Source organism: Actinomadura sp. NPDC023710 (assembly GCF_040639875.1).
Classification (GTDB): domain Bacteria; phylum Actinomycetota; class Actinomycetes; order Streptosporangiales; family Streptosporangiaceae; genus Spirillospora; species Spirillospora citrea.
In genome coordinates, this window is sequence record NZ_JBFAGB010000045.1 from 41,796 (window position 1) to 59,173 (window position 17,378).

The window sequence follows — 17,378 nt, forward strand, 5'->3', positions numbered from 1 at the left end:
CCGTCCGGCCCTGGTCTGCATCTCATCCTGCATGTGCGGATTGTTCGGGGTGGTGCGCTCGCCGTTCGCGGCCGACCCGGGTCGGGCGTCGGACGTGTTCGTCATGCTGGGCGCGCTCGCCGAGGAGCGGGGGACCGACTCGGCCGGCCTGGCGCTGATCGGCGCCCCGCCGGGACTCGGCGGCGGGGGCTGCCGGGTGGTGAAGGGACGCGGCCGGTTCTCGGGGGTCTGGCGGCCGGAGTTCCTGTCCGGGCTGGACCGTGCGGCCGTGGCCATCGGGCACACCCGATGGGCGACGCAGGGATCCCCGGCGGAGGCGGCCAACGCCAGCCCCATGGTCGTCCCCGGGCTGTCGGCCACGGTCGTCGGCACGCACAACGGCGACATCGACGTGGCCGGCCTGCGGAAGCGGTTCGCGCCGCCGCCCGCGTCCGGCGCCACCGACAGCGAGCCGATCTTCCAGCTGCTGGCCGGCCGCCGGGCCCCGGCCGAGATCACCGGCGTCCTCCAGGCCCTGGTCGGACGGGTCGCGCTGGCATGGGTCGAGCGCGACCGCCCCACCGAGGTGCACCTGGCGCGCGGCGCGCTCAGCCCGCTCGCGATGGCCGTGGACACCGACCAGAACATCTACTGGGGGTCCAACCCGCGCTGGTTCCGGGAGGTCGAACGGCACACCCGGGTCCGGTTCGCCACCGTCGTGCTGCTGCGCGAGGGCACCTACCTGAAGGTCGGCATGGAGCGTCGGCCCGGGCGCCGCGACCTGCCCGAGGTCCTCGCGACGGCGGACTTCGTGCCCACGGCGCGGGACACCGACATGGACCCGCGCGTCTGGACGGGCTTCACTCCGGCCGACACCGCGGCCGACCAGGCCGGCCTGCTCCACCACGTGGTGGAACGGGCGGGCGGCACCGGCGGGCTGCTGACCGTCGCCTGAACCGGCCCTCGGGGGAGCGGCGTGGCCCCCCGAGGGCTCCGGCTCGTCTCAGAGGCGCTCGACGACGTAGTCGACGCAGGCGGTCAGCGCCTCGACGTCGGCCGGGTCGATCGCGGGGAACATGCCGATGCGCAGCTGGTTGCGGCCCAGCTTGCGGTACGGCTCGGTGTCGACGATGCCGTTGGCGCGCAGCGTCTTGGCCACGGCCGCCGCGTCCACCTCGTCGTTGAAGTCGATCGTGCCGACGACCTGCGAGCGCTGCGCCGGGTCGACCACGAACGGCGTCGTGTACGAGGTCTTCTCGGCCCACGTGTAGAGCCGCTGGGACGAGTCGGCCGTGCGGGACGTCGTCCAGCGGAGGCCGCCCTGCCCGTTCATCCACTCGATCTGCTCGGCGAGCAGCAGCAGCGTGGCCACGGCCGGGGTGTTGTACGTCTGGTCCTTGGCGGAGTTGTCGACGACCGTCTTCAGGTTGAAGAACTCCGGGACGTACCGGTCGGACGAGGCGATCTCGTCGATCCGCTCAAGCGCCGCCGGGGACGCGAGCGCGACCCACAGGCCGCCGTCCGCGGCGAAGCACTTCTGCGGAGCGAAGTAGTAGACGTCGGTCTCGGACACGTCCACGGGGAGGCCGCCCGCGCCGGACGTGGCGTCCACCAGGACGAGGCCGTCCCGCGCGGTCGTGCCCGCCGGGCGCTTGATCGGCATGGCGACGCCGGTCGAGGTCTCGTTGTGGGTGAGCGCGTAGACGTCCACGTCCGACTCGGCGGACGCCTCGGGGTGCGTTCCGGGCGGGGCGGAGATGACGGTGGGGTCCCCCAGCCAGGGCGCGCCCGTGGTGACCTTGGCGAACTTGCTGGAGAACTCGCCGAAGGTCAGGTGCTGCGACCGCTGGCGGACGAGGCCGAACGCGGCCGCGTCCCAGAAGGCCGTGGTGCCGCCGTTGCTGAGCAGGACCTCGTACCCCTCGGGCAGCGAGAAGAGCTCGGCCAGCCCCTCGCGGACGCGGCCGACGAGGGATTTCACCGGCTTCTGCCGGTGCGAGGTGCCCATGTAGGTCGAGCCGGACTCGGCCAGGGCGGCGAGCTGCTCGGGACGGACCTTGGAGGGACCGCACCCGAAACGGCCGTCGGCGGGCCTGAGATCGGCGGGAATGTCGATGGTGGGATTCGCGCTGTCGGTCACTCACACGAGGCTATCTGACCTGCGGCGAAGATCGTGGGCCGGGTTCACATCCCGAGACGCCGGCGGCGCCACCCCCAGGTCAGCAGGGCGACCAGGCCGGCGGCGCAGGCGCCGCCGACGACGGCCGGCGGGTAGATCCAGGCGTCGCCCCTGGAATGCGCCCGCACGGCCGTGGTGGCGGAGTCGTAGATGAGGAACGCCAGGAAGAGGGCCGCGACCGCGACGGCGATCCGTCCCGCGACGGCGTTGGTGGCGCGGCGGCGCTCCTCGCGCTCCGCGTCGAACCGCCTCAGCGCCTGCGCCGCCTCCGCCGCCTCCGAGACCGCGGGCGCCGCGGCGGTGCCGGGCGCCGTACGGGTCGCGGCGCCGGCCGCGGGGCCGATGTCGCCCTCGAGCGGCTCGTCGTCTCCGGAGGGGGCTTCTCTCATGCCGCCCATGATGACAAAGTGGCCGGGTTTCGGGAACCGGCGCATGATCAGCGGAAGGTTTCGATCCGATCGGCCGTTCGCCGCGTCCAATCTGAACGAGGGCGGGCGAGTCGGGGGCGGCCGGGCAGAGGCGGGCGAGACACGGAAGCGAGGCGGGCGCATGGCGGGCGACGGCGACCGGATCCTGAGCGAGGATCGGCTGCGCGGGGTCCTCGACCTGTTCGAACGGCTGCGGGAGCGGCCGCCGTGGCGGTGGCGGGAGCGGCTGCGGCCCCTGCTCCTGCTGCTCGGGCCGGACCGCGCCGCCTCCCACGCCGCCGAGATGCTCAAGTCCCGCTGCGAGGACGAGCGGGCCCCGGTGTCGCACATCGCGGCCGACACGCCCGCCACCGACGTCGCGGGCGTGCTGCGCGAGGCCAAGCGCGAGCTGTCGCAGCCGAGCAGCCGCGCCCGCGGCGAGCCCGCGCTGCGGTTCCCGCTGCTGGAGATGGCGCTGTGGCTGCGCGACCTGCGGGAGATCCGGCTGGCCGGCGACCGCCCGCCGCCGCGCGGCGCCTCCTCGTCCGAGCGCGAGAACCACCTGCTCGTCCGGCGGCTGACGCACCCGCCGGTCGGCGACAACGAGAACGCGCGCCGCCGCGAGCTCAACCGGGTGATCCGGCGGCGCGGCCGGGACGTCCTGCGCGACATCGAGGAGGTGCGCGGCAGGCCCGCCACGTTCTTATCGTTCCTGGAGCAGATCGCTCCCATCGGCATCGCCGCCGTCGCGCTGATCAGCGCCGGGACGGCGGCGGCGCTCGACCTCGCCTCCGCCGTGCTCGCGGCCGTGATCGGGCTGGCGTTCGTGACCGTGCAGATCGTCGCCCGGACGCGCGGCTGGTACGGGGTGCGGCGGTTCGGCTGGTTCCTGCGCCAGCCCTACGTCGACCGCGACTCCACCGGCTTCCTCGGCCTCGCGCTCGGCGTGTTCGACCCCCGCCCGGTCGAGCCGGACGACCACGGGGAGCAGCTCGACCTGCTGCTCGTCGCCGCCTTCCTGGAGGACCTGCGCCGCAACTACCGGCGCGACTACCGGCGCGCCGCGTGGGCCCGGGTCCGCTACCCGGTGCTGATCTTCGAGCACCTGTCCGCCGGGCATCCCGGGGTGGCGTTCGTGGAGCTGGTCGAGCGGGTCCGCGCCGACAGCCAGGCGAGCGACCGGCTTCCCGGCTTCGACCCGCTCATCGTCGTCGCCGGAGTCGACCCGGCCGCCCCGGCGGGCGCCGACCCGGCCGACCCGTCCGGGCTCCGGCTGCTGGAGCGGCTCGCGCGGGCCGTCCGGGTGGACGTGGCCTCGGACGAGCCGCAGAGCGTCATCGCCGCGCGCGGCCTGTGGGACCGCTACACGCGCGAGCAGCGCCGCGTCGGCGCCCTCGGGTCGCGCCGCGAGCTGCGCGTGGACGTCACCCGCGACCCGGGCGGCGACCTGCCGCCCGTGCGTCCGGTGCGGCGCCGCCCCCGGCTCGCCCATCCGGCGCTGCCGTGGATCGCCATGGTCGCGGTCGCCGCCGCGTCCGTCTCGGTGATCTCCGTGCAGGTGGTGCGGTACTGCTCCCCGTTCGGCATCAGGCGGATGGCGAACGGCGAGTGCGTCGGCATCACCGACGGGTCGTTCCGCTTCGGCGAGGACTCCGGCGGCAAGAACAACGACAACCGGCTCAACAAGGTCCTCGACCGGATCGAGTCGCTGAACGACCACGTCATGGAGTCCGGCAAGCCGTACGCGACCGTGGTCTACCTCGGCCCGGTGACCGCCGACCCGTCCATCAAGAACAAGCGGATCGACCTGCTCGCCGGGGTCCAGGGCGAGCTGATCGGGCTGTCGATCGCGCAGAAGCGGTTCAACGACGCCGCCGAGGGCGACGACCTGCGGCTGCGGGTGCTGGTCGCCAACGCGGGCGCCAAGTTCCGCTACGCCGAGGACGTCGCCGAGCAGATCCGCGGGCTGGCGCTCAAGGACCGCTCGATCGTCGCGGTGATCGGGTTCGAGCAGAGCCGCCGGCAGACCCAGCAAGCGATCAGGCTGCTGGCCAAGTCGGCGCTGCCCCTCGTCGGCACCGCCAACAGCTACGACGGGACGGCGCTGCTCGACGGCGACGCCGGCTACTCGCCGTACTACTTCCGGCTCGCGTCCCCCAACGCGCGGACCGCCCGGCACGCCGCGTACTGGGCGCGGCACGGCGACGTCGGCGGCAAGAAGGTGGACGACGCGGTCGTCATCTACGACGGCGACCCCGACGACCTCTACAGCGCGAACCTGGCGACCGACTTCCAGCGGTCGTTCCGGCCCGGCAAGGCGCTGATGCGCCCGTACAAGAACCCCGGCGAGCTGAACAAGTCGGTCAGGGAGGCGTGCCAGGACCAGCCCGACCTGTTCTACTACGCGGGGCGGTCGGACGAGTTCCGCTCGTTCGTCAACGTCCTGGAGCTCTCCTGCCCCAAGCGCCCGCTGGTCCTCGCCGACGACGAGATCGCCAAGTACGTCAGCGACAACGCCGAGGAGCTCGGCCGCAAGAACACCTTCGACCTGTTCTTCACGCCGCTGGCCGCCCGGGAGGCGTGGACGTGGCGCTGGATCGGCGACCAGTCGCCGCAGACGTTCTACTCCGACTACGACCCGGGGGTCCGGGAGATGACCGACGACGGGGACGACCCGTCGGGGCGGCGGCCGTCCATCACCCGCGCCGCCGTCAGCTACGACGCGGCGACCCTGGTCGCGACCGTGGCGAGCAAGGTGTACTGGCAGGAGAAGGCGCTGCCGTCGGCGGGCTCGGTGTTCGCGGCGCTCAACGACCCCGACCACGACGTGCTGCGCAACGGCGCCAGCGGCGTGCTGCGGTTCGGCTCCCGCGGCGCCGGCCACCAGGTGATCGACCGGCCGGTGATCCTCGCGACGATCCGGCAGGACGGGACGACGGAGGTCAAGCAGGTGTGCGGGCGCCTCGTCGCCGGCGGGCAGGGCCGGGCCGACTGCCCGCCGGGGGAGGGGCGGGGCGGCGCCCCCGCGAGGTAGCCGCGGCCCCGGGCCCACGGCAAAGGCCCCCGGTTCGACCGGGGGCCTCAGGCGCGTCGGTGCGGGGGTACGGGCCGGATCAGCCGGCCTTGCGCTTGAGGACCTCCGCCGCGCCGGCGACCTCGTCGAGGGAGCGGCTGCCGGGACCGGTGTAGCGGGCGCTCGGCCGGACGAGGCGGCCGGTGCGCTTCTGCTCCAGGATGTGCGCCGCCCACCCGGCGGTGCGGCCGCAGGTGAACATGGCGGGCATCATCGCGGTCGGGACCTCGGCGAAGTCGAGGACGACCGCGGCCCAGAACTCCACGTTCGTCTCGATCGGACGGTCCGGGCGGCGCTCGCGCAGCTCGGCCAGGGCCGCGTCCTCCAGGGCCTTGGCGGCCTCGTAGCGGGGCGCGTCCAGCTCCTTGGCGGTACGGCGCAGCACGCGGGCGCGCGGGTCCTCGGCGCGGTACACGCGGTGCCCGAAGCCCATCAGCCGCTCGCCGGAGTCGAGGATGTCGCCGACGACCTTGCGGGCGTCGCCGAGCTGCTCGACCTTCTCGATCATCGGCAGTACGCGGGCGGGGGCGCCGCCGTGCAGGGGGCCCGACATGGCGCCGATCGCGCCGGAGATGCTGGCCGCCACGTCCGCGCCGGTGGAGGCGATGACGCGGGCGGTGAAGGTGGAGGCGTTCATGCCGTGCTCGGCGGCCGAGACCCAGTACGCGTCGATGGCCCGGACGTGCTTGGGGTCGGGCTCACCGCGCCAGCGGACCATGAACCGCTCGGTGATGGTTCCGGACTCGTCGATCCGGTGCTGCGGGACCATCGGCCTGCCCACGCCGCGCGCGGACTGCGCCACGAACGACAGCGCCGTCACCGACACCCGGGCGAGGTCGGCGCGGGCCTCCTCGTCGGAGATGTCGAGCAGCGGCTTCATCCCGTACGCGGTGGCGAGAGTGGGGAGGGAGCTCTGCACGTCCACCCGCACGTCGCCGGAGGTGACCGGGAGCAGGTGCGGGTCGGCGGGGGCGAGGCCCGGGGTGAAGCTGTCGTCCACGAGGAGGCCCCAGGCGTCGCCGAAGGAGACACGCCCGACGAGTTCCTCGATGTCGACGCCCCGGTAGCGGAGGGCGCCGCCCTCCTTGTCCGGCTCGGCGATCTCCGTCTCGAAGGCGACGACCCCTTCGAGACCGGGTTTGAAGTCGGACATGTCGTCCTGCCTTTCGTCCCGTGTGATAAGGCGGTGCCGTGCCATTGAACCCTGCCCGCCTTACTGACCAGTACCCCGGGGTCCTGCAAGTTGCACAGGGCCGGGAGTGAGAGGCTCTGACGCTGTGGATTCCCCAACGCCGGACCCCGCACGGCTCCGCAGATCCTATGAGGTGGGCGAATTGTCCGAGTCGGCGCTCCCCGCCGACCCGCTCGCCCTGTTCGCCGTGTGGTTCGCCGAGGTGCACGCCTCCGGGCTGGCCGAGCCGAACGCGATGATCCTCGCGACCGCCTCCGGCGACGGGGTCCCGAGCGCCCGGACGGTCCTGCTCAAGGGCTACGGGCCGCAGGGCTTCCGGTTCTTCACGAACCTGACCTCCCACAAGGGGCGCGACCTCGCGGAGAACCCGCGCGCGGCGCTGGTGTTCCCGTGGCATCCCCTGTACCGCCAGGTCCGGGTCGCGGGACCGGTGTCCGAACTCCCGCGCGAGGAGACGGCCGCCTACTTCCGGACGCGCCCGTACGGGTCCCGGATCGGCGCGTGGGCGAGCGAGAACCAGTCGGGCGTCATCCCGGGGCGCGAGGTGCTGGAGCGCCGCTACGCCGAGGCGGCCGGGCGTTGGCCGGATCCGGCCTCCGGGCGGGCGGAGGCGCCGGAGGGCGAGGCGGCCGCCGCCGTCCCGCTGCCGGACTTCTGGGGCGGCTACCGCGTCGTGCCCGAGTCGATCGAGTTCTGGCAGGGCCGCCGCGACCGGCTCCACGACCGGATCCGCTACCGGCGGGCGGCCCCCGGGGACGCGGGGGGATGGGCGGTGGAGAGACTGGCTCCGTGACACCGCCGGTTGGAACGGTCCGCCAAAGGCGGCTGCGGGGGCTCGCGATCGACACCCGGCCGCTGGGCCATCCGGCCTACCGGCGGCTGTGGCTGGGGCAGGGCGTGTCGTTCGTCGGGTTCCAGGTCACCGCCGTCGCCGTCCCCGTCCAGGTCTACGACATGACCCGCTCGTCTTTCTGGGTGGGCGCCCTCGGCGTCGTCAACCTCGTCCCGCTGATCGTGTTCGGGCTGTGGGGCGGCGCGGTGGCCGACCACATGGACCGGCGCAGGCTGCTGTTCGTCTCGTCCTGCGTCATGTGGGCGGCGACGCTGCTGCTGCTCGTCCAGGCGCTGCTGGGCGTCGGCAGCCTCGCGCTGATCATGATCGTGGTGGCGGTCCAGGCGATCGGGTTCGCGGTGTCCTCGCCCACCCGCAGCGCGATCATCCCCCGGCTGGTCGACCGGTCGCTCGTCCCGGCGGCCAACACCCTCACCTTCACCGCGGGCCAGTTCGGGATGCTGGCCGGGCCGCTGTTCGCCGGCGTCCTGCTGGCCCACTGGGACTACGCGGCGGCCTACGCGCTGGACGCCGTGATGTTCACCGTCGTGCTGTACGCGGCGCTCAGGCTCCCGCCGATCCCGCCGCTCGGCGACGTCACCGGCACGCCCGGCCTGCGGTCGGTCTTCGACGGCCTCCGCTACCTGGCCACCCAGCCGGTGCTCCTGATGTCGTTCGCGGTGGACGTCATCGCGATGGCCGTCGCCATGCCGCGCGCCCTGTTCCCCGAGGTGGCCGAGACACGGTTCGGCGGCGAGGGCGCGGTCGGCTTCCTGTTCGCCGCGATCGCGGTCGGGGCGTTCCTCGGCGGACTGTCGTCCGGCTGGATCGGGCGGGTGCACCGGCAGGGGATCGCGCTCGTGGCGTCCATCGTCGTGTGGGGCCTCGCCGTCGCGGCCGCCGGGCTGGCCGGCCACCTCTGGCTCGCGGTCCTCCTGCTCGCCGTCGGCGGGGCGGCCGACCTGGTGTCGTCGGTCTTCCGCCAGTCCATGCTCCAGACGTACGCGCCCGACCAGATGCGCGGACGGCTCCAGGGCGTCTTCACCGTCGTCGTCGCGGGCGGCCCCCGGCTCGGGGACGTCCGGGCGGGAGCGACCGCGAGCGCCGTGGGCGCGACCGCCTCCTGGGTCGGCGGGGGCCTGGCCTGCGCCGCGCTGGTCATCGCGGTGGGGTTCGCCGTCCCGGCCCTGCTCCGCTACGACACCCGGACCGCCGAGACCGTCTCGGTCGAGCCGCTGCCGGTGGAGGACTGAGCGGCCGTCGGCGCGGGACCGAGGCGACGGTCCTCAGGGCGTCCCGAGCAGGGACGCTCCCGCGTCACGGGAAGGTTTCGCGTTCATCTTGCGTTCCTCCGTACCCGGCTGCAGGGGATATTCGCAGGGCCCGGCGACGTGGGGTCCGAGCAAGTAGACTCTTGCCCATAAGACTGGAGGGAGCTGTGACCTCACACGGCCTGATCGATACCACGGAGATGTATCTCCGGACGGTCTTCGAGCTCGAGGAGGAGGGGATCATTCCCCTTCGCGCGCGCATCGCCGAGCGGCTCTCCCAGAGCGGCCCGACGGTGAGCCAGACGGTCGCGCGCATGGAACGTGACGGGCTGCTGCGGGTCGAGGGCGATCGGCACCTTGAGCTGACCGACAGCGGGCGCGGTCTCGCGACGCGCGTCATGCGCAAGCACCGCCTCGCCGAATGCCTCCTGGTGAACGTCATCGGGCTGCCCTGGGAGGACGTCCACATCGAGGCGTGCCGGTGGGAGCACGTGATGTCGGAGGAGGTCGAGCGCCGCCTGGTCGCGCTGCTGGACAACCCGACCACCTGCCCGCACGGCAACCCCATCCCCGGCCTGGACGAGCTCGGCGGGCACGGCGACGACGCCGAAGCGGCGCCGCTGGCGGTGATGACCGCCGTCGCGAGCCCCCAGGGCGCGGGCGCGGTGATCCGGCGGATCAGCGAGCAGGTGCAGAGCGACAGCGACCTGATGCTTAGACTCAAGCAGATAGGGATACAACCGGGACGAGAGGTGATTCTCCGGGCGACCGACGACGGGGTACGGGTGATCGGTGACGACGAGGACGACAGTCCCGCGACGGAACTCTCGCGCGACATCGCCGAGCACGTCTTCGTCAGCAGGCGCTGACACGGTCGGCGTGTGCACCCCCGCCTCGACGGTCTATACCGAAGATCTCCATAACATCGCGTCTTTCGGGCGTATCCCGGCGGCGGGTTCGTCGTTCAATACGACGAGGCAACCACGTAGGACGTCCGTGCCGCGACGCGCGGTGATCATCGGGGCGAGGATCGGGACCGGCATCGGGATGGGGAGATGAACCACTGGGGGGAAGCGCCTGACGAGGCGCACCTGCCGCCCGAGACCGTCCTCGCGCAGATGGAGATGGCGGTCATCGTCTGCGACCGCTTCAGCAACATCATCTACGGCAACGCCTTCTCCCGGCAGCTGTTCGGCTTCGGCGGCGACGCGATCATCGGCCACTCCATCCTGTCGCTCGGCATCGCCGAGGAGGACCACGAGCAGGCCACCGAGCTGGCCAAGCACGTCCTCAAGGGCGGCGTGTGGGAGGGCACCTTCTGCAACCTGCGCGCCGACGGCACCACCGTCTACACGCGGGCGCACGCCGTCCCGCTGCGGCACCCGTCCGGCGCCGTCGACGGAGTGGTGATCTTCGCGCGCGAGGCGCTGCGCTCCAACCAGCGCGAGCAGGACCGCTACGGCCTCATGGAGCGGATCGGGGAGCGGCTCGCCGGGTCCCTGGAGCTGGAGAGCACCCTGCGCCGCGTCGCCGACACGCTCGTCCCGCAGTTCGCCGACCACTGCTTCATCGACCTCTACAGCGGCGACCGCCTCTACCGGAAGGTGTCGCGGCACGCGGGCGGCTGGGAGCCGCCGCCCGGCACCTGGGCGGAGGTCGGCGAACCCGTCTCCTACCCGCCCGGCCACTTCAGCGCCAAGGCGATGGACCGCCGCGACGCCGTCCTCGTCGAGGACATGATCCAGCACCGGTTCACCGCGCCGAGCGAATCGTCCCAGCGGCTCGGCCACGAGATGGGCATCACCTCGGTGATCTCCGCGCCGCTGCTGGTGCGCGGTGAGCTGCTCGGCGTGATGAGCCTGGCGCTGTCGAACCTGTCCAAGCGGCCCGACCCGCACTACGACGGCTTCGACCGCGACCTGCTCGGCGCGATCGCCAGCCGGGTCGCGCTCGCCGTCGATAACGCGCTGCTGTTCGAGGAGGAGCGCGACACCGCGCTCGCCTTCCAGAAGCACCTGCTGCCCGGCGACCGGCCGCCCCCGCTGGACGGCCTCCAGATCGCCTGGCGGTACGAGCCGGCGCGTCCCCTGGAGTCGCACGGGCACGGCATCCAGACGCAGGTCGGCGGCGACTGGTACGACGTCATCCCTCTGTCGGCCGGACGCGTCGGCCTCGTCATCGGCGACGTCGAGGGCCGCGGGGCCCGCGCCGCCGCCGTGATGGGCCAGCTGCGCGCCGCGCTGCGCGCCTTCGCCCAGGACGACAAGCCCCCCGCCGACATCCTCCGCAAGCTCGACGAGTGGGTCCGCACGATGACGCGGCCCGAGCGGATGCGGTCCGGCTGGAACAGCGACGACCTCGTCCGCCCGCCCCTGGTCTCGTGCACCTACTTCGTCTACGACGCCTGGTCGCGGGTCCTGGAGTTCGCCAACGCCGGGCACGACCCGCCCCTGCTGATCGTCGACGGCGAGGTCGGCGAGCTGGACTTCGAGAGCGAGGGCGGCATGCTCGGCCTGCGCGCCCCCGGCATGGGCGGCGAGCTGCTGTTCAACGAGGAGTCGGCCGAGCTGAAGCCGGGCTCCACGCTCGTCCTCTACACCGACGGCCTGATCGACCGCCGTTCCAAGGACGACGGCGACTACCACACGCGCGAGGAGGCGCGGGAGATGGTCCGCGCCGCCGTCGCCGGGGTCGCGCGCGGCGGGGTCGAGGCGATCGCCAACGCCGCCTACGACGCGGTGCCCGGCGACATCGCCGACGACGTCGCGATCGTGGTGATCCGCACCGCCGCCGAGGAGCTGGCCGTGGAGGAGCGCACCTTCACCGCCGAGCCGATCATGGTGTCGGAGGCGCGCCGGATGGCCTCCGACGCGTTCGCGACATGGGGCATGCCCGAGGAGCAGGCCGAACTCGCGTGCCTGCTGGTGTCGGAGGTCGTCACGAACGTCGTCCTGCACGCCACGGCCACGCCGTCGCCGCGCCGCGAGCTGGTCGTCCCGGTACCGGCCGGGCCGCCCGGCCGCGGCGGCGAGCCGCTGGGCGCGCCCCCGCCCGTGCAGTTCAACACCGACTTCGGCGCCCTGGACACAGACCCCTTCGACGGCGGCGCGTTCGACGAGGACGACTGGAACCTCGGCGCCGACCTCGGCCGCCGCGAGCCGCCCACCAAGGAGTTCCGGCTCCGGCTGCGGCGCGGCGCGGACGCGATCTGGGTCGAGGTCTTCGACTCCGACATGCGGCTGCCGCGCATCCGCAGCGCCGGCGAGACCGATGAGGGCGGTCGCGGCCTCTACCTCGTCGACCAGCTGGCCACCCGGTGGGGCGCCCGCCCGACGTCCGACGGCAAGGCCGTCTGGTTCGAGCTGCCGCTGAACCCGGCGTGAGCCGATGCGCGCCTGGGCGGTGGAGCGGCCTGCCCCGGTAGCGGAGGGGCCGCTGCGGCGCGCCGACCGCGAGGTGCCCTCGCCCGGCCCGGGTGAACTGCTGGTCCGCGTGCTGGCCTGCGGCGTCTGCCGGACGGACCTGCACGTCGCCGAGGGCGACCTGCCCGTCCACGTGCCGGGCGTGACGCCGGGCCACGAGATCGTCGGGCGGGTCGAGTCCGCGGGCCCCGGCTGCCTGCACGGGCCCGGTGACCGCGTCGGCGTCGCATGGCTGCGCGGGACGTGCGGCGCGTGCCGGTTCTGCCGGCGGGGCGCCGAGAACCTGTGCCCGTCCTCGGTCTACACGGGCTGGGACGCGCACGGCGGCTACGCCGAGTACGCGCTCGCCGTCGACGCCTACACCTACGCGCTGCCCGCCGAACTGGACGACGTGCGCGCCGCCCCGCTGCTGTGCGCCGGGATCATCGGGTACCGGGCGCTGCGCCGCGCGTCCCCGCCGCCGGGCGGACGCCTCGGCATCTGGGGGTTCGGCGGCTCGGCGCACCTGGCCGCGCAGATCGCGCTCGCCGAGGGCGCCGACGTGCACGTGTTCACCCGCAGCCCGGCCGCCCGCGAACTGGCCCGCGAGCTCGGGGCGTCCTGGGCGGGCGACTCCTTCGACGCCGCCCCCGCCCCGCTGGACTCGGCGATCATCTTCGCGCCCGCGGGCGAGCTGGTCGCCGCCGCGCTCGAACGCCTCGACCGCGGCGGGACCTGCGCCGTCGCGGGGATCCACCTGAGCGACGTCCCGCCCCTGGACTATCGGCGGCACCTGTTCCAGGAGCGCGAGGTCCGCTCGGTGACGGCGAACACGCGGGCGGACGGCGAGGAGTTCCTGACGCTGGCCGCGCGTCTGGACGTCGCCGTCACGACGCACGTCTACGGCCTGGACGACGCGGACCGCGCCTTGGCCGACCTGGCGGCGGACCGCTTCACGGGCGCCGCGGTCCTCGTCCCCTAGAGATCGGCCCCGCGCTGGGAGAACCGGCTCTGCGCGCTAGGGGATCGGTTCGGCGGCGACGTGCGCCCAGGACTGGGTGAACCAGAGTTCGCCGCCGATGACGCGAGGCTTGGCGCCGGTGCGGGGACCGCCGTCCACCTCGTCGAGCATGGCCGCGCGGATGCGGTCGGCCGCGGCGCCGTCGCGGGCCCCGGCGAGCCACGGCTCGACGGGGCGTTCCACCGTGAACACGTCCAGCCGCCGGATGCTGCCCCCCACCGAGGTGATCATCTCGGTGAGCCGGGCGATGGACGGGGTGCCGGGATGGTCGGGGTCGCGCAGGCGCTCGATCCGGTCGCGTTCGGGTCCGGCGAGGTTGCCGCGGACGAGGTCGGCGATCACCACCCGCCCGCCGCCCGGCCGACACACCCGCAGCAGCTCTCGCAGCACATGGCCCGGATCGCCCAGGTTGTAGAGCGAGAACCGGGCCGTGACCAGGGAGAACGTGTTGTCCCGGTACGGCAGCGCGGTGGCGTCCGCCTTGACCGGATCGCGCGGGGCGGGACGCGGGGGCCGCGGCCGCGGGTCCTCGCGCGTCGTGGCGGCCGGATCCCTCGGGCGGGCCCGGCCGCCGTCGTCATGGGCGTCGCGGGCGCCGTCCGGGCCGCGGGCGCCGCCGGTGATGCGCACCGGGCCCGTCCCGAACTCCACCGTCTCCATCCGGCCCGGCCGGGCCGGCGCGGACGCCGCCGCCACGGGCGTCGCGTCCACCGCGGTCACGTGGCGGACGTGCGGGCCGAGCGCGGCGGGCATCGGGCCGCGCCCGCGCGCGACGTCGAGGCACACGTCGCCGGTATGGGGTTCGACGAACTCCAGCAGGCGCCTCAGATGCGGGGCGATCGTGCCCCCGGTCTCCTGGACGGCGGTCGCCGGATGCGGCACGGGTGCTCTCCCTCGGCTCGGCCGGCTTCGCCGTACGGGGTGCCGTTCGCGTCCACCGTGCAGGCGCGTGCCGGGGAGCCCGCCCGGGACGGGCGGGGCGCGTCGGCGCCGGCGGGCAGCGAACGGGCGTGAAGCCGGTTTCGCCAGTTATGACTCCCCGCGGGGCCGAGAGGTTCGGGATCGGCCCCGAAAATTCACTTGCCGTGCATGTCCGCCTGTCAGTTCCGCAGGTGCTCGCCGTACATCGCCAGGACCACGATGACGAACACGGTGATCACCGCGGCCCGGGCCGGCATGGACAGCCGGAGCCGCACCGCGGCCCAGCGCACGCAGAACGCCGCGAGCAGTGACACGACGATGAGAGCGAGGATGCCTTCCATGGCCACCTTCGTCCGGGGGGAGTGCCGCCTCCCTGAACCATAGACGTGTAAGGACGGGGTTACCCGCCGGTCGGTCGGCGGAGGCGGGCCGATACTCTCACCCTCGTGGCAGATGCGAAGGAAAGAGACGGCCGGGACAGGGTCGACGCGATGGCGACCAGCCTGGCGCGCGGGCGGGTCGCGCTCGGGCTCGCGGCGCTCGCCGTGCCGAGGCTGACCGTGAAGCTGATGGGCCTCGGCGGCGGCGCCGACCCGGGCCGCGACTACGTGGCGCGGATGTTCGCCGCCCGGGAGATCGCGCTCGGTGCGGGCTACCTGCTCAGCGGCGACGACTCCGGGCGCCGGCTGTGGGCCCGGATCGGCCTCGCCGTCGACTCGATCGACGTGATGAGCGGGCTGAAGACCCGCAAGGGCGTGCCTCTGTGGGTGACCGCGGGCGCGGTGGCGGTCGCCGGAGGAGCCGCCTCGATCGGCGCCGCGAAGGTGGCCGGCGACCTGGTGCGCTGACCCGTCCTCCCGGGCCGCCTGCCCGGGCCGCGTGATCCCGTCCTGCTCGTGGGTAGGCCTCTTTCCGGCACGTACCCGGCACATGGGCGGCGGCAGGGGGACGACGCATGACGGCGACGGCGGCGGCGCGGGACGAGCGGGCCATGCCGAAGGGCAGGGACCTCTACGTCATCCTCGGCGCCCTGATGCTCGCCATGCTGCTGGCGGCGCTGGACCAGACGATCGTGTCCACCGCCCTGCCGACGATCGTCAGCGACCTCGGCGGGCTCAACCACCTGTCGTGGGTCGTGACGGCGTACCTGCTCGCCTCCACGGCGTCCACGCCGCTGTGGGGCAAGCTCGGCGACCAGTACGGCCGCAAGCGGCTGTTCCAGGCGTCGATCGTCATCTTCCTGATCGGGTCGGCGCTGTGCGGCCTGTCGCAGAACATGCTGGAACTGATCGTGTTCCGCGCCCTGCAGGGCCTCGGCGGCGGCGGGCTGATGGTGCTCGCCGTGGCCATCGTCGGGGACGTGGTGCCGCCCCGCGAGCGCGGCCGCTACCAGGGCCTGTTCGGCGCGGTCTTCGGCGTGGCCAGCGTGTGCGGCCCGCTGCTCGGCGGCTGGTTCGTCGACAACCTGACGTGGCGCTGGGTGTTCTACATCAACCTGCCCATCGGGGTGGTGGCGCTGGCGGTGATCGCCGCCGTCCTGCACGCGACGGGCGAGCGGGAGCGCCACCGCATCGACTACCTCGGCACGCTGCTGATCGTCGGCTGGGCCGTCGGGCTGGTGCTGATGACGACCTGGGGCGGGACGCGCTACGCCTGGGCGTCCGCGCCGATCATCGGCCTGGCCGTCGGCTCGGTGGCGCTGATCGCGGTGTGGGTGCTGGTCGAGCGGCGCGCCGCCGAGCCGATCATGCCGCCCTCGCTGCTGCGCCACCCGGTCTTCGCGCTCGGCGGCGCGATCAGCTTCGCGGTCGGCTTCGCGATGTTCGGCGCGCTGACATTCCTGCCGATCTTCCTGCAGGTGGTGCACGGGGTCTCGCCCACGCTGTCGGGCGTCTACCTGCTGCCGATGATGCTCGGCCTGCTGATCAGCTCGATCGGCTCCGGACAGCTGATCACCCGGTTCGGCCGCTACAAGATCTACCCGATGGTCGGCACGCCGATCATCGCGCTGGCGCTCTACCTGTGCTCGTCGCTGGACGAGAACTCCACCACCCTGAGCATGAGCCTGCGGTTCGCGCTGCTCGGCTTCGGGCTCGGCCTGGTCATGCAGGTGCTCGTCATCGCCGTCCAGAACGCGGTGTCGTACGAGGACCTCGGCTCCGCGACGTCCGGCGTCACCTTCTTCCGCCAGATCGGCGGGTCGTTCGGCGTCGCGGTGTCCGGCTCGATCTTCAGCAACCAGCTCGCCGACCATGTGGCGGACCTGGCGCGGGTCCTGCCGGCGGGGTTCGACCCGGCGGCCGTCCAGGGGAATCCGGGGCTGCTCGACCGGTACCCGGCCGCCGTCAAGGACGCCGTCCTGCACGCCTACGCGGAGTCGATCGACTCGGTGTTCTTCTGGGCGGTGCCGGTGGCGGCGGTCGCGTTCGTGCTGACCTGGTTCCTGCGCGAGGTCCCGCTGCGGGCGACCTCGCAGACGACCGACTACGGGGAGGGCCTCGGCGCGGCGCCCAACGCCCGGTCGTCCAGGCACGAGATGGAGCGCGCCCTGAGCGAGCTGATGCGCAGGGACGCCAGGGCCTTCGAGCTGTACGACCGGCTCGCCGCGTCCTCGGGCGTGTCCCTGCCGGCCGGGAGCGTGTGGGCGCTGTGCCGGATCGCCAAGGACGGGACGGTCACCGGCCAGGACCTCGCCGACCGCGCGGGCGTCCGGGTCGAGCAGGGGCGCCCGTACGTCGACCGGCTCGTCGACGCCGGCTACGTCCTGCGGCGCGAGGGGGCGCTCACCGTCACGCCGTCCGGGCGGGGCGCCGCCGAGCGCCTGTTCGAGGCCCGCCGCGCGGGGCTCTCCCGGCATCTGGACGGCTGGGCCCCCGAGGAGCATCCTGAGCTGGCGGACATCCTGTCGCGGCTGGCGGAGGCGTCCCTCGGCGACGAGGCGGACGGCGAGGTCCTCGGGCCCGGGACGCGTCCTGCGGCGCGGGGGGCCTAGAGTCCCCGAGACCCACCTCACAGCGCGTCGCGCCGGGAGGATGTAATCTCATACTGACTAACCGAATCACACTCGGTTTCGGGACGGAACCCCAGATTTTTGGAGGCGTA

The 17,378-nt window shown here is 73.5% G+C and carries 14 protein-coding genes; 9 read left to right on the forward strand and 5 right to left on the reverse strand.

Annotation, left to right across the window (positions count from 1 at the left end; all coding sequences use genetic code 11):
• Positions 1-31: 31 nt before the first annotated feature.
• The gene (locus AB0H37_RS37235) at positions 32-934 is read left to right on the forward strand and encodes a hypothetical protein (RefSeq protein WP_360617328.1); all 903 of its coding nucleotides are present in this window, start codon (positions 32-34) and stop codon (positions 932-934) included.
• 48 nt (positions 935-982) lie between these two features.
• Here AB0H37_RS37235 and serC read toward each other — a convergent pair whose 3' ends face one another.
• Together serC and AB0H37_RS37245 are read right to left on the reverse strand one after the other, a co-directional pair.
• A complete protein-coding gene (gene serC / locus AB0H37_RS37240; protein ID WP_329095373.1) occupies positions 983-2,119 on the reverse strand; it encodes a phosphoserine transaminase in 1,137 nt (378 codons plus the stop codon).
• Positions 2,120-2,163: 44 nt separating this feature from the next.
• Positions 2,164-2,547: a hypothetical protein gene (locus AB0H37_RS37245; protein WP_329095371.1), complete on the reverse strand. Its 384-nt coding sequence runs from the start codon at positions 2,545-2,547 to the stop codon at positions 2,164-2,166.
• Between the two features lie 160 nt (positions 2,548-2,707).
• Here AB0H37_RS37245 and AB0H37_RS37250 point away from each other — a divergent pair, with 160 nt between their 5' ends.
• Positions 2,708-5,599 (forward strand): ABC transporter substrate-binding protein, encoded by a 2,892-nt coding sequence (locus AB0H37_RS37250; protein ID WP_329095369.1) that lies wholly within the window; start codon positions 2,708-2,710, stop codon positions 5,597-5,599.
• Between the two features lie 79 nt (positions 5,600-5,678).
• Here AB0H37_RS37250 and AB0H37_RS37255 read toward each other — a convergent pair whose 3' ends face one another.
• Positions 5,679-6,791: a citrate synthase 2 gene (locus AB0H37_RS37255; RefSeq protein ID WP_329095367.1), complete on the reverse strand. Its 1,113-nt coding sequence runs from the start codon at positions 6,789-6,791 to the stop codon at positions 5,679-5,681.
• A 181-nt stretch (positions 6,792-6,972) separates the two neighbouring features.
• Here AB0H37_RS37255 and pdxH point away from each other — a divergent pair, with 181 nt between their 5' ends.
• From pdxH to AB0H37_RS37280, 5 genes are all read left to right on the forward strand, one after another.
• The gene (pdxH, locus tag AB0H37_RS37260) at positions 6,973-7,623 is read left to right on the forward strand and encodes a pyridoxamine 5'-phosphate oxidase (protein WP_360617331.1); all 651 of its coding nucleotides are present in this window, start codon (positions 6,973-6,975) and stop codon (positions 7,621-7,623) included.
• Positions 7,620-8,915 carry an MFS transporter gene (locus AB0H37_RS37265; protein WP_360617332.1) on the forward strand — a complete coding sequence of 432 codons (1,296 nt, stop codon included), beginning with the start codon at positions 7,620-7,622 and terminating at the stop codon, positions 8,913-8,915. Before pdxH ends, AB0H37_RS37265 begins: the two co-directional genes overlap by 4 nt.
• 185 nt (positions 8,916-9,100) lie before the next feature.
• On the forward strand, positions 9,101-9,802 hold the full coding sequence (locus AB0H37_RS37270; protein WP_179832469.1) for a metal-dependent transcriptional regulator: 702 nt from the start codon (positions 9,101-9,103) through the stop codon (positions 9,800-9,802).
• Between the two features lie 186 nt (positions 9,803-9,988).
• Complete coding sequence (locus tag AB0H37_RS37275; protein ID WP_179832470.1) at positions 9,989-12,316, forward strand: SpoIIE family protein phosphatase; 2,328 nt, start codon at positions 9,989-9,991, stop codon at positions 12,314-12,316.
• A 4-nt stretch (positions 12,317-12,320) separates the two neighbouring features.
• Positions 12,321-13,316, forward strand: a complete 996-nt coding sequence (locus tag AB0H37_RS37280; RefSeq protein ID WP_329095361.1) for a zinc-dependent alcohol dehydrogenase family protein — start codon at positions 12,321-12,323, stop codon at positions 13,314-13,316.
• Between the two features lie 36 nt (positions 13,317-13,352).
• On the opposite strand, the gene AB0H37_RS37285 is transcribed toward AB0H37_RS37280, so the two are convergent.
• Positions 13,353-14,237, reverse strand: a complete 885-nt coding sequence (locus AB0H37_RS37285) for a methyltransferase domain-containing protein (protein WP_360617334.1) — start codon at positions 14,235-14,237, stop codon at positions 13,353-13,355.
• 218 nt (positions 14,238-14,455) lie between these two features.
• Positions 14,456-14,617 (reverse strand): hypothetical protein, encoded by a 162-nt coding sequence (locus AB0H37_RS37290; protein ID WP_179832473.1) that lies wholly within the window; start codon positions 14,615-14,617, stop codon positions 14,456-14,458.
• Between the two features lie 105 nt (positions 14,618-14,722).
• Between AB0H37_RS37290 and AB0H37_RS37295 the strand changes: the two genes are divergently transcribed.
• Both AB0H37_RS37295 and AB0H37_RS37300 read left to right on the forward strand, forming a co-directional pair.
• The gene (locus AB0H37_RS37295; protein ID WP_229810733.1) at positions 14,723-15,124 is read left to right on the forward strand and encodes a hypothetical protein; all 402 of its coding nucleotides are present in this window, start codon (positions 14,723-14,725) and stop codon (positions 15,122-15,124) included.
• Positions 15,125-15,231: 107 nt separating this feature from the next.
• Complete coding sequence (locus tag AB0H37_RS37300; protein ID WP_329095356.1) at positions 15,232-17,268, forward strand: MDR family MFS transporter; 2,037 nt, start codon at positions 15,232-15,234, stop codon at positions 17,266-17,268.
• Positions 17,269-17,378: the final 110 nt, after the last annotated feature.